This is a genomic window from Streptomyces sp. NPDC090025 (genome assembly GCF_044748125.1).
GTDB lineage: Bacteria > Actinomycetota > Actinomycetes > Streptomycetales > Streptomycetaceae > Streptomyces.
This window is the reverse complement of record NZ_JBIVFL010000009.1, coordinates 176,238-188,230: the sequence shown is the minus strand read 5'-3', so window position 1 is coordinate 188,230 and position 11,993 is coordinate 176,238. Positions and strand designations below refer to the sequence as shown.

Here is an 11,993-nt window from a genome sequence, read left to right as displayed (position 1 = left end):
GCGGGGCCGAACAGGCGTCCGGGCGGCGCGGGCCCCCGGACCGAGCGGGTCAGACCCGGTCGACGAGGTCCGCGATCGACTTCACGATCTTCGACGGGCGGTACGGGAAGCGGTCGATCTCGGCCTGCGTGGTGAGGCCGGTCAGGACCAGGAAGGTCTGCATGCCCGCTTCGAGCCCGGCCAGGATGTCGGTGTCCATCCGGTCGCCGATCATGGCGCTGGTCTCGGAGTGGGCGCCGATCGCGTTCAGGCCGGTGCGCATCATCAGCGGGTTGGGCTTGCCCGCGAAGTACGGCTCCTTGCCGGTGGCCTTGGTGATCAGCGCGGCGACCGAGCCGGTGGCGGGCAGCGGGCCCTCCAGGGACGGGCCGGTCTCGTCCGGGTTGGTGCAGATGAAGCGGGCGCCCGCGTTGATCAGCCGGACCGCCTTGGTCATGGCCTCGAAGGAGTACGTACGGGTCTCGCCGAGCACCACGTAGTCCGGGTCGTGGTCGGTGAGGACGTAGCCGATGTCGTGCAGCGCGGTGGTGAGACCGGCCTCGCCGATCACGTACGCGGTGCCGCCGGGGCGCTGGTCGTCGAGGAACTTCGCGGTGGCGAGGGCCGACGTCCAGATGTTCTCGACCGGCACGTTCAGACCCATCCGCGCGAGGCGGGCGTGCAGGTCGCGGGCGGTGTAGATCGAGTTGTTGGTGAGCACGAGGAACGGCTTCCCGGTGTCCCGCAGCTTGGTGATGAAGGCGTCCGCACCGGGGATCGGCACGCCCTCGTGGATGAGGACCCCGTCCATGTCGGTCAGCCAGGATTCGATCGGCTTGCGCTCTGCCATGGGTGCGGGACTCCTGCCGTACGGGAAGCGGGTGCGGCGGTCACGAGGGACGCGACCGGCGCGACGGGGTGCTGGGGGCGACGCGACAGCTCTGTGGCGACGCCCCCAGCCTAATCAAGAGGCCGTGACCTTGACCCCGTCGATCACCCAGTACCAGTTGTTGGAGCCGGTGTAGCGGAAGCGGAAGCTCACGCTGGACGCCCCCGAGGGGACGGTGACGGCCAGCGACTGGGGCTGCGAGACCACGTCCGAGGAGTAGGTCTTGACCACGGTCGGGGTGCCGCCGTTGAAGCTGGCCAGGACCTGGCCGACCTGCGCGCCCTCCTGGAGGTAGAGGGTGGTGAAGTCGAGCGTCACCTTGCTCGCGCCCGTGACGCCGTACGCCGGGGTGACCAGGGTCGAGTCGTACGTACCGGAGAACGACTTGTCGGCCCACTCGTCGGAGTCGGCCACCGCGAAGACGCCGCGGGCGCGGACGTTGAGCTCGCGGGACTGGTCGCGCTGGGAGCGGGACCAGAACTCGTTGGTGGCGAAGGACCAGCCGCGCCACTCGGTCACGCCGCCGGTGCCCATGGCGTTGTTGATGACCGACCAGCCGCTGGGCGCGGTGTGGGTGAAGCCGAGGACACCCGCCGGGATGCCGGTCTCGTCGACCCGGCCGGTCAGCGCGGACTGGAGGGTGTCGAACGGGTCGGTGGAGCGGTCCTGGATCGGCTTGCCGTCCAGGCCCCAGGCCGGGTCGGGGGTGATGCCGAGCTGGCGGAAGACGGTGGCGGCGACGTCGACGAGGCGGGTGTCGATGGGCCGGGCGCCCGCGGCGATGCCGGGGCCCTGGGCGAGCACGAAGGTGCGGCGCTCCTCGATGGTGGAGCCGCCGTGGCCGCCGGCGTCGGTGTGGCCGTGGTCGGTGGCGACGATCACGGTCCAGCGCTCGGTGGCGTAGCTCGGCCGGGCCTTGATCGCGGCGAGCAGCCGGCCGAGGTAGCCGTCCTGGACGTCGATGGCGTCGGTGTACTTGGTGCTGGCGGCGCCGTTGTTGTGGCCGATCTCGTCGGTCTCGCCGAAGTAGACGAAGAGGACGTCGGGGTTCTGGTTGCGCAGGACGTCCTCGGTGACCTCGGTGATCGTGAGGTCGTTGACGGCGTAGTCGTTGTTGTAGACGACCTTGGCGTCGGCGCCGGGGGTGACGGTGCCGTAGGTGTCGAGCTCCGGCCAGTCCACGGCGGCGAAGAGCGACAGGTCGGGGCGGACCTGGGCGAGCCGCGCCAGGAAGCCGGGGTAGGTGCCGTAGTTGCGGCCGGTGAAGGTGTTGTCCTTCACGCCGTGCTTGTCGGGCCACACGCCGGTGGAGATGGTCGACCAGCCGGGGCCCGAGGAGGTGGCGGCCATCGGGCTGGCGTAGAGCAGCGAGGTGCCGTAGGTGCCGTTCGCCATCAGCGACTTGAGGGTGGGGGCCTTGGCGGCGTCGATGCGGTCGTGGCGCAGGCCGTCCATGCCGACGAACAGCACCTTGTCCTTGCTGGTGCCGTTGGGGAGGGTCGGCGCGGCGGTGGCGGCCTGGGCGGCGGGGGCGCCCACGAGGCCGGTGGCCGCGACGGCGGCGGTGGCACCGGCGGCGGCGAGGACGGAGCGGCGGGAGACGTGGGAGCGGGAGATGCCGGAGATCGGCATGTCGGGTTCCTCCGGGGGGAGCGAAACGCGGTGTGGGCGCACCAACGCCCCTGATTCCTCAGGGGCGTTGAGCTTCGGTCTGTACCCGTTATCTTTTCGCTACACTTCCCCGCGGGGAAGAGACGCGAGGTGAACTCGGGCGTGCTCCGGTGAACTCTTGTGGACGACTGGCCCGTTGTTCCGTGGGCCGGTGGTCCGTGGGCCGGTGGTCCGTGGGCCGGTGGTCCTTGGCTGCGCTGTCCCGTTGCCGGGACCCGGCGTCAGCTGCCGGTCGCGGCCTTCCAGCCGTCCACGTACGTGGTGAGGTTCTGGTCGATGTCGCTCCAGTCGGGCTCGAAGACCTCGACGCCGTTCATGAGCTTCGCCAGCTCGATGGCGTTGGCGTCGGTCGCCTTGACGTCCTTGCGGACGGTGAAGCCGCCGCCGATGGAGCTGACCTCGCGCTGGGCGTCCTCGCTCAGCATGAAGTCGAGGAGCTTCTTGCCGTTCTCGGTGTGCGGGGCCTTGTTCATCAGACCGGCCGCGTAGGGCAGCGCGAAGGTGGTGGCCTTGCCGCCCTCCTTCGCCGGGAACCAGATGCCCAGGTTCGGCATGGACTTCGACTGCGCGAAGTTCATCTGCACATCGCCGTTGGCGACCAGGATCTCGCCCTTGTCGACCTTCGGGGCCAGCTTGGAGGTGGAGGAGGACGGGCCGACGTTGTTGGCCTGGAGCTTCTTCAGGTACTCGAGGGCCGCGTCCTTGCCGCCGAAGTCGTGCATCGCCTTGATCAGCACGGCGGTGCCGTCGCCAGCGACACCCGGGGTGGAGTACTGGAGCTTGTTCTTGTACTTGCCGTCGAGCAGCTGCTCCCAGGTGGTGGGCGCGGCCGGCAGCTCCTTCTTGTTGTGGATGAAGCCGAAGAAGTTGTTCACGACGGAGATCCACTTGCCGTCGTCGGCCTTGTCGGCGCCGGAGACCATGTCGGCACCCGCGGGCGTGTACGCCTGGAGGAGACCCTTGGAGTCGGCCTGCTGGATGAACGGCGGCAGGGTGACGATGACGTCGGCCTGGGTGTTGCTCTTCTCGCGGGCGGCGCGCTGGACCATCTCGCCCGAGCCGCCCTCGACGTACTTGACCTTGATGCCGGTCTTCTTCTCGAAGTCCTTGAAGACCTTGTCGTACCAGCCGTCGCCCGCCTCGCCCTTCAGGCCGTCGGCGCTGTAGACGGTGACGACCTTCTCGCCGGAGGCGGAGTCGGAGCCGCCCGCGTCGCAGGCGGTCACGGTGGCGGCGAGGGCGAGGCAGCCGGTGACGGCGGCGATCGGCTTGAAGAACCGGTTGTCGGTGCGCATAACGTCGTTCTCTCCTGGAGTTACAGCCATGACAGCTTTACGGGGGGGATGGCCAGCAGAACTGCGGAACAGCGGGAACTACGGCACAGCGGGAACTACGGAACTGCGGTGCTTCAGCGGTACGAAGCCTTGGTGCGGACACGGGAGACGGCGAGCAGCACGAGGAGTGTCGCCGCCATGAGGACCACGGCGAGTGCCGAGCCCGTGAAGAGCGAACCGCGGTCGGTGGCCGTGAAGATGAGCACGGGCAGCGGCAGCCAGTCCGGCGGGTAGAGCATCATGGTGGCGCTCAACTCGCCCATGGACAGGGCGAAGCAGAGTCCTGCCGCCGCGTTCAGCGACGGGAGCAGGAGTGGCAGCCGCACCCGCAGGAGGACGTACGCGGGGCGCGCGCCCAGACTGGCCGCCGCCTGCTCGTACATCGGGTCCAGACGAAGGATGGCGGCCGAAACCGACTGATAGGCGAACGCCGTGACAAGAATGGTGTGCGCGAGGATCACGATCCAGCGCGTCCCGTTCAGGAGGAACGGCGGCTGCGAGAACGCGACCAGGACGGCGAGGCCGACGACGACCGAGGGCACCGCGACCGGCAGCACGAACAGCGCGTCGAGCACGGCCCGGCCGCGCTTGCGCAGGGCGGCGGCGGTGAGCGCGGCCCAGGTGCCGACGGTCAGCGCGAGCAGGCTCGCGGTGAGCGCGGTGATCAGGCTGGTGGTGAGCGCCTGGAGCGATTCGCCGCGGACGGCGGCGGTGTAGTGCTCGGTGGTCGGTCCCGAGGGGAAGGCGCCCGACCAGTGGGTGGAGAAGGACGCGGCGAGGATCACCAGGAGGGGGAAGGCGAACAGCGGGACGAACAGGGCGGCGAAGACGGCCCAGGCGCCCCAGCGCCCGGCGCGGCTATGCACGAGCATGGCGGCGGCTCCCTTCGGCCTTGACCTGGACCTGGACCTGGGCCTGGACCTGGGCCTGGGCCTGGGCCTGGACCTGGGTCGCGCCCTGGGTCGCGCCCTGGGACTCGGCGCGGTTCTTCGCGGTGCGCGTACGGCCGCCGGTGCGGGGGCCGCCCGCGGTGCGGGCGACGAGGAAGCGGTAGAGGCCGTACAGGCCCACCGAGAGGACGACGTTGACGACGGCCACGACACAGGCCGCCGCGTAGTCGGACTCCAGGATCGCCTTGCCGTACACGAGCATCGGCAGGGTGGTGACGCCCTTGGCGCCGGTGAACAGGACGATGCCGAACTCGTTCAGGCACATCACCAGGACCAGGCTGCCGCCGGCGGCGAGCGCGGGCAGCGCCTCGGGCAGGATCACCTGGCGGACGATCCGCCAGGGGCGGGCGCCGAGCGAGGAGGCCACCTCCAGCTGGGCGGTGTCCAGTTGGGAGAAGGCGGCGAGCAGCGGGCGCACCACGAACGGCGTGAAGTAGGTGATCTCGGCGAGCAGTACGCCCCAGGGCGTGGTGAGGAACTGGAAGGGTCCCTCGGCGGCGCCGGTGACGTCCGTCCACACCCCGTTGGCCATGCCGACCGTGCCGTAGATGAACAGCAGGGCGAGCGTGATCAGGAAGGACGGGAAGGAGAGGAAGACGTCGATGAACTTCGACACCGCCTTGCCGCCGGGGAACGGCACGAAGGCGATGACCAGCGCGAGGACGAAGCCCAGCACCAGGCAGCCGACGGTCGCGGCGGCGGCCAGCCACACGGTGGTGACGAGGGCGTCCCGGAAGGACGTGGAGGCGAAGACCTCGGCGTACGCGCCGGGGGCGAGGGACTCCTTGACGACCAGGACCAGCGGGTAGAGGAACACCAGGCCGAGCGCGAGCACGGGCGGCACGGCCCAGGCCCAGGTGGGCAGCCGCCGGCCGGTCCGGCCGCCGCCCTCCGGGGTGGCGGGCCGGGTGGGCCGCCGCCGCTCGGCGGGCGGGGCGAGGGTGCTAGCCATCGCTGACCCCCGCGCCGAGCAGCACCGCGTCCTCGCGGGCGAAGTGCAGGGTCACCTCGTCGCCGAGCGCCGGGGTCTCGCGCAGCTCGCGGACGTCGGCCTTCAGGCGGTGGCCGGAGGCGACGTCGACGTACAGGCGGTGGGTGGCGCCGCGCCACTGGACCTCGGTGATCCTGCCGGTGAGGGCGTTCGGGCCGGGGCCGAGGCCGACGAGGTGGGGGCGGACGCACAGGGTGGCGGTGCTGCCGGGGACGGCGCCCGCGGCCGGGTCGACCGGCACGTCGAGGGCGATGCCGTCCAGGCTGACCCCGCCCCTGCCGACCGTCACCGGCAGCAGGTTGGCGTTGCCGACGAAGGAGGCGGTGAACTCGGTGCGCGGCCTGCGGTACAGCTCCTGCGGGGTGCCGCAGTCCTGGAGGCGGGCCTTGTCCATGACCGCGATCCGGTCGGCGAGGGTGAGCGCCTCGACCTGGTCGTGGGTCACGTACAGGATCGACACATCGGGCAACTCGCGGTGCAGCCGGGCCAGTTCGGCGAGCATCCCGGAGCGCAGCTGGGCGTCGAGCGCGGACAGCGGCTCGTCGAGCAGCAGGACGCCGGGGCGGATCGCGAGGGCGCGGGCGATGGCGACACGCTGCTGCTGGCCGCCGGAGAGCTCGCGCGGGTAGCGCTTGGCGTAGGCCGCCATCCCGGTCATCTCCAGGGCCTCGGCGACCCGGCCGGGGATCTCGGCCTTGGGCGCCTTCTGCGCCTTGAGGCCGAAGGCGACGTTGTCCTCGACCCGCATGTGCGGGAAGAGCGCGTACTGCTGGACGACCATGCCGATGCCGCGCTTGTACGGCGGCAGGTCGGTGACGTCACGGTCGCCGATCCACACCCGGCCGGAGGCGGGGGTGACGAATCCGGCGACGGCCCGCAGGGCGGTGGTCTTGCCGGAGCCGGACGGGCCGAGCAGGGCCATGACCTCGCCGGGCTCGACGGTCAGGTCGAGCGAGTCGAGGACGGTGGTGCCTCCGTAGGCGACCGAGACCCGGTCGAAGCGGATGCCGCTGACCCGGGTCATGCCGGGAACTCCCTTATCAGCGCGGGGAGTTCGGCGACCGAGGCGAGCACGTGGGTGGCGCCGTGCTCCTTCAGGGCGGGCTCGTCGTGGGCGCCGGTGAGGACGCCCGCGACGATCCCGGCGCCGGAGCGGACGCCGCTGAGCATGTCGTACGAGGTGTCGCCCGCGACCACGATCCGGCGGACGTCGTCGACCGCGCCGGTACGGAGGAAGGCGGCGAGCACCATGTCGGGGAACGGGCGGCCGCGGCCGCTCGCGTCCGACGGGCACAGGGTCAGCTCGACCAGCTCGCGCCAGCCGAGGGCGTCGAGGATGGCGTCCTGGGTGACCCGGGCGAAGCCGGTGGTGAGGACGACCGTGCGGCCCTGCTCCTTGAGCTCGGCGATGGCCTCGGCGGCGCCCGGGATGGGGGCGATCCGGCCGTCGGCGACCAGCTCGCCGTACGCGTCCTCGAAGGCGAGGTTGGCCAGCTGGGCGCGGGCCTCGTCGCCGCCGAAGAGGTGGCGGAAGACGGAGATCTTGGACTCGCCCATGGTGGCGCGGACGTAGTCGATCATCGTGGCCGGGTCCTCACCGAGGCGCTCGGCGGCGGCCGTGAAGGCCAGCTCGACAAGGCCGTCGTCGGCGACGGTGGTGCCCGCCATGTCGAGGACGATCAGCTTGTGCTGCGTGGTGTCGGGAGTGCTCATGGTGTTCACCAGCCCAGTTCGTTCGCGGTGGTCTCGGCAATGGCGGGCGAGCAGGTCATGCCGCGGCCGCCGGGGCCCGTCACCAGCCACACGCCGTCGCGCACCTGCTGGCGGTGGACGACCCGGGTGGTGTCGGTGCACTGCGCGTACACACCCGCCCAGCGGCGGCGTACGCGCGGCAGCGGGCGGCCGAGCAGGGACTCGACCACGCGCGTGAGGTGTTCGTAGGGGTCCTCGACGGTGTCGAAGGCAAAGGGGTGCTCGTACTCGTGGGTGTCGCCGATGGTCAGTCCGCCGTCGAGCCGCTGCACCATCAGGAGCTGCATCTTGTGGGCGGCGGCCGTCGGGTCCTGCGCCTGGCCTGCGTTGAGCGCGTCCAGGGCCTCCGAGGCGTAGGCCGGGTAGTAGCGGAACGAGTCGGCGTCGGCGACGGAGGTGGTCAGCGGCTCGCCCAGCGGGTCGGTCTGCATCATCTGCAGCCGGACCCGGCGGACCGGGACCTCGCCCGCGATCTCGCGGACCAGACCGGACAGCCAGGCGCCGGTGCACAGGACGACGGCGTCGCCGGTGTGCACGTCGCCGTGGTCGTCGCGGACCGCGTTCTCGCCGACGACCTCGCGCACCTCACGGTTCGGGAGGAAGGTGTAGCGGCCGGAGGCCAGCAGCGCCTCGCGGAGCGCGAGCTGCGCGACGCGCGGCTCGACGGCCGCGTCCCGCTCGCAGAACAGGGCGGCGTCGAACTCCCCGCGCAGCGCCGGGTTCACGGCCCTGGCCTCGTCGGGGGTGAGCAGCTTGTAGCCGCGGGCGGCGGCGTCGTCACGGGCCAACGCGGCCTCGGCGACGGCGAGTTCGAGCTCACCGCGGACCGGCGTGAGCGAACCGATCGCCCGGAAGCCGAGTCCGGGCACTCTGGCGCCGATGCCCTCCCAGAGTTCCCGGGCGCGCAGCGCGGTGTCGAGCTCCTCGCCGCCCGCCCGGCCGCTGACCCATATCTGGCCGAAGTTGCGGAGCGAGGCGCCGCGCGCCTCGGCCTCGCGCTCGATGTGGACGACCTCATGGCCGCGTTCGACTGCCTGCCAGGCGTGCATGGTTCCCACCACGCCGGCTCCTACGACGATCACCTTCATGCCGTTAACAGTCGAGGGCCGCGGTGACCCGCTACGGTCCGGTTGGCGACGGGACGGTGAACGGCCCGCCAAGGTTGGCCTAGACCCGTTATCTTCCTGTGACATTTGAAGCGGGTCGAAACGGTTCGTACCGGGTCGTTCCACGGCAGGTTCCCTGGCGGGAGCCCAGGTCAGTGCGCACCCTGCTCGCCGGAGTGGTCCTGGCGGCCGAGGTGCGCGGTGAAGCTGAAGCGGTCGCCGCGGTAGAGGGTGCGGACCCGCTCAAGGGGCCGCCCGTGGGTGTCCCGGGACACCCGCTGGATCAGCAGCATCGGCAGCGCGGGCGGGGTGCCGATGAGCAGCGCCTCGCGCGGGGTGGCGAGCACCGTCTCGATCCGCTCGTCGGCGTCACCGAAGGCGACCCCGAGCCGGTCGTGGAGATAGGAGTAGAAGGACGAGTCCGGGTCGAACTCCTCGTCGAGGCGCGGGGCGCGGGCCTCGGAGACGTACGTGCTCTCCAGGCCGACCCGCTCGTCGTCGGCGAGCAGCACCCGCTCCATGTGCCAGACCGGCTCGCCGGGTTGGACGCCGACCATCGGCGCGAGCGGCTCGGGGCACGGGAAGCGGTCGAGCGAGATCAGCGCACGGCCCGGGCGGCGGCCCTGGCGGCGGACGCCCTCGGTGTAGCTGGCGAGCGACAGCGGCTGCTCCAGCTTCGGCCCGGCGACGACGGTGCCGCGGCCCTGCCGCCGAAGGCGTCCTTCGAGCAGCAGCTCGCGCAGCGCCTGCCGGACGGTCTCCCGGGACACCTCGTAGCGCACGGCGAGATCGCGCTCGGTGGGCAGCAGCCCGCCCTCGCCCAACTCGTCGATCAGCCGGGCCACTTCGGCCTTCACCGCGTAGTACTTCGGGATCCGGCCGTGCTCGGGGATCCCGGAGCGGACGGGCGCCCCCGGCAGGTCCGGCAGGTCGGGGGTGGTCTGTTTCCTCACGTTCCTCACCGGCTGATCGTCGCAGACCGGAGTGAACGGGAAGGTGTACGCGGCGTGACCTGTGCGCGCGGCGGCAGGTCGGCGGGCGTCAGGCCGGGCGCCGGGGGTGGGCGGTGCGGCGGGCCAGGAGGACCAGGGCCGCGCCCGTGACGACCAGGGCGCCGGACAGCGAGGCCAGGACGACGGCCGACCGCCGTCCGGTGCGGGCGAGTTCGGGGTGGGCGGGGTCGGCGGGGTCGGCGGCCGGGGCCGGGACGGCCGGGCGCGCGGGCTCCTTGGGGCCGGTGGGGGTGCGCGGGCCGCTGGTCGGCGCGGTGTTGAGCGCGGCCGGGGGCTCGTCGGGGTCGGCCGGTTCGACGGTCAGCCGGTACGCGCCGGACTCGCCGACCCAGTCGCCGTCGTCGCCGCGCTTCTGCACGACGGCGGCGGTGACCACGACCTCGTCGGGGGCGGTGTCCGCCAGGAAGGCGAGCCGGACGGGGACGGTGAGGGTGGCGCCCGCGGGCACGGCGAAGCCGGTGAACGGCGGCGCGTCCGGCACGGCGGTCGGCGGTACGGTGCCGGGCGCGGCGAACACCCCGACGTTCTCGGCCTGATCGGTGCCCTCGAACGCGACCGGCCGCCACAGGTCGGCGGCGGCGTCGTAGAACTCGGCCCGGATCTGCGACGGCCGCAGTGCCTTGCCCCGGTCGGTGAGGACCAGGACCGGATGGATGTCCCGGCACGCCTCGGTGGTGCCGTTGGCCAGCTCCAGGTCCCAGGTACGGAAGGCGCCGCCCGCCGGATAGGCGTCGGGCCCGCCGCGCAGGGTGGCGGCCAGCGGGAACTCCCGGTCCCCTGCCGCCCCGCAGCTCGGGACCCGGGCCGCGACCGGAGTCGCGACCGGGGCCGGGGCCGCGACCGGGGCCGGGGCCGTGAGGCTCGCGGCGCGGGCCGCCGGGGCCGTGAGCGGGGTGACGGCGGGCGCGACGGCCACCACGAGGGCGGTCACGGCGAGGGCGGCGTGGGCGGTGCGCGGTCGCATGGTGGCGGCTGCCTTTGCTGCTCGCGGACGTACGGGTCGCCCGCGACGCTGCCACGGCGGGCGGCGCGGGCGGCGCAGCGGCCCGGCGCGGCGCACGAGGGGGCAGGGGATTCCGCCCGATCAGCGTATTTTCGGCCCGGGGCGCCCAGGCCCGCGCCCGGGAGGCGCGGCTACCGGCCGAACAGCGGTGCCAGGATCAGCTGGGCCGCGCCCTCCGCGACCGGGTGCGGGGCGGTGACGACGGCGACGTCCGCCGGGAGCCGCAGCCCGGCCAGGACCTCGCGGGCGCCGCGCGCGAAGGCGTCGGGCGCGGCGAGCACCGCACGGCCGCCGAGCAGCACCCGCTCGATGTCGAGCAGCCGCACCAGGTTCGCGGCGCCGGTCCCCAGCACCCGGGCCGCCTCGGCGAGCTCGCCCCTGGCAAGCGCCGTCAGACACAGCACCTCCAGGCAGCCGCGCCCGCCGCACTCGCACGGCGGCCCGTCGAGCAGCACCGTCTGATGGCCCAGCTCCCCGGCCCCGGTCCTGCCTCCCCGTACCACCGCGCCGTCGAGCACGAGCCCGGCACCGAGCCCCGTACCGAGGTGCACATAGGCGAACGAGTCCGGTGCGGCGCCGCGCAGCGCGAGCCCGAGGGCGGCGGCGTTGGTGTCCTTGTCGACGACGACCGGCGTGCCGAGCCGCCGCGCCAGCTCCTCCCGCAGCGGGTAGCCGTCCCAGTCCGGGAAGCCGGTCACCCGGCCGGGCACCCCGGTGCGGTGGTCGAGCGGCCCCGGCATGGCGAGCCCGACGCCGAGCAGCGGCGGCGCCGCCCCGTCCGGGCCCGGCGCCGTCAGGGCCGCGACCTCCGCGCCCGCCACCGCGAGCACCGCCTCGGCGCCCGCGCCGAGGTCGAGCGGGGTGCGGCGGACCGCGACCGGGGTGCCGGTGAGGTCGAGGAGCAGGGCGGTGAGTTCGTCGCGGTCGAGGTGGAGCCCGATCGCGTACCCGGCCGTCGGCACGAGCCGCAGCGCGGTCGCGGGCTTGCCGCCGGTGGAGGCCCGCCGCCCGGCGTCGGCGACCAGGCCGTCGGCGCGCAGCCGGGCGGTGATCTTGCTGACGGCCTGCGGGGTGAGGCCGGTCCGCCCGGCCAGTTCGGGACGGCTGATGCCGGGCTCCCCGGCGGTGCGCAGCAGTTCGAGGACGCGCGCGGTGTTGGGGCCGCGGGCCGCTCCGGCGCCGCCGCCGCCCGTACCGGCGCCCGGCCCGGTACCCGTACCGCCGCTCGACCGGCGGCCCGGCCCCGGACCCGACGCCACGCCCGACGTCACGCCCGGCCCCGCGCCGCCCGACCCCGGATCCCGC

At 73.0% G+C, this 11,993-nt stretch carries 10 protein-coding genes and 1 pseudogene; all 11 read right to left on the bottom strand.

All coding sequences use genetic code 11. From position 1 onward, the window contains the following. Positions 1–49 precede the first annotated feature (49 nt). On the bottom strand, positions 50–829 hold the full coding sequence (locus ACIPXM_RS21650) for an HAD-IIA family hydrolase (RefSeq protein WP_345488034.1): 780 nt from the start codon (positions 827–829) through the stop codon (positions 50–52). 114 nt (positions 830–943) lie between these two features. Beyond that, on the bottom strand, positions 944–2,500 hold the full coding sequence (locus ACIPXM_RS21645; protein ID WP_401657711.1) for an alkaline phosphatase family protein: 1,557 nt from the start codon (positions 2,498–2,500) through the stop codon (positions 944–946). A gap of 260 nt (positions 2,501–2,760) precedes the next feature. Further along, a complete protein-coding gene (locus ACIPXM_RS21640; protein ID WP_401657709.1) occupies positions 2,761–3,834 on the bottom strand; it encodes a 2-aminoethylphosphonate ABC transporter substrate-binding protein in 1,074 nt (357 codons plus the stop codon). A 113-nt stretch (positions 3,835–3,947) separates the two neighbouring features. Beyond that, positions 3,948–4,745 (bottom strand): ABC transporter permease, encoded by a 798-nt coding sequence (locus tag ACIPXM_RS21635; protein ID WP_401657707.1) that lies wholly within the window; start codon positions 4,743–4,745, stop codon positions 3,948–3,950. A gap of 151 nt (positions 4,746–4,896) precedes the next feature. After that, positions 4,897–5,775: pseudogene (locus tag ACIPXM_RS21630) on the bottom strand (2-aminoethylphosphonate ABC transporter permease subunit); the annotation flags it as partial. Beyond that, complete coding sequence (locus ACIPXM_RS21625; protein WP_401657705.1) at positions 5,768–6,838, bottom strand: ABC transporter ATP-binding protein; 1,071 nt, start codon at positions 6,836–6,838, stop codon at positions 5,768–5,770. The pseudogene ACIPXM_RS21630 and the gene ACIPXM_RS21625, both read right to left, overlap by 8 nt. Next, positions 6,835–7,527 (bottom strand): phosphonatase-like hydrolase, encoded by a 693-nt coding sequence (locus tag ACIPXM_RS21620; RefSeq protein ID WP_401657704.1) that lies wholly within the window; start codon positions 7,525–7,527, stop codon positions 6,835–6,837. The genes ACIPXM_RS21625 and ACIPXM_RS21620 overlap by 4 nt, the downstream gene beginning before the upstream one ends. A 5-nt stretch (positions 7,528–7,532) precedes the next feature. Further along, positions 7,533–8,654, bottom strand: coding sequence for a TIGR03364 family FAD-dependent oxidoreductase (locus tag ACIPXM_RS21615; RefSeq protein ID WP_401657703.1), 1,122 nt, complete (start codon positions 8,652–8,654; stop codon positions 7,533–7,535). Between the two features lie 170 nt (positions 8,655–8,824). Further along, positions 8,825–9,634 carry a GntR family transcriptional regulator gene (locus ACIPXM_RS21610; RefSeq protein ID WP_401657702.1) on the bottom strand — a complete coding sequence of 270 codons (810 nt, stop codon included), beginning with the start codon at positions 9,632–9,634 and terminating at the stop codon, positions 8,825–8,827. 79 nt (positions 9,635–9,713) lie between these two features. Continuing rightward, the gene (locus ACIPXM_RS21605; RefSeq protein WP_401657701.1) at positions 9,714–10,649 is read right to left on the bottom strand and encodes a hypothetical protein; all 936 of its coding nucleotides are present in this window, start codon (positions 10,647–10,649) and stop codon (positions 9,714–9,716) included. Positions 10,650–10,819: 170 nt separating this feature from the next. Continuing rightward, on the bottom strand, positions 10,820–11,959 hold the full coding sequence (locus ACIPXM_RS21600) for an ROK family transcriptional regulator (RefSeq protein ID WP_401657950.1): 1,140 nt from the start codon (positions 11,957–11,959) through the stop codon (positions 10,820–10,822). Positions 11,960–11,993 lie beyond the last annotated feature (34 nt).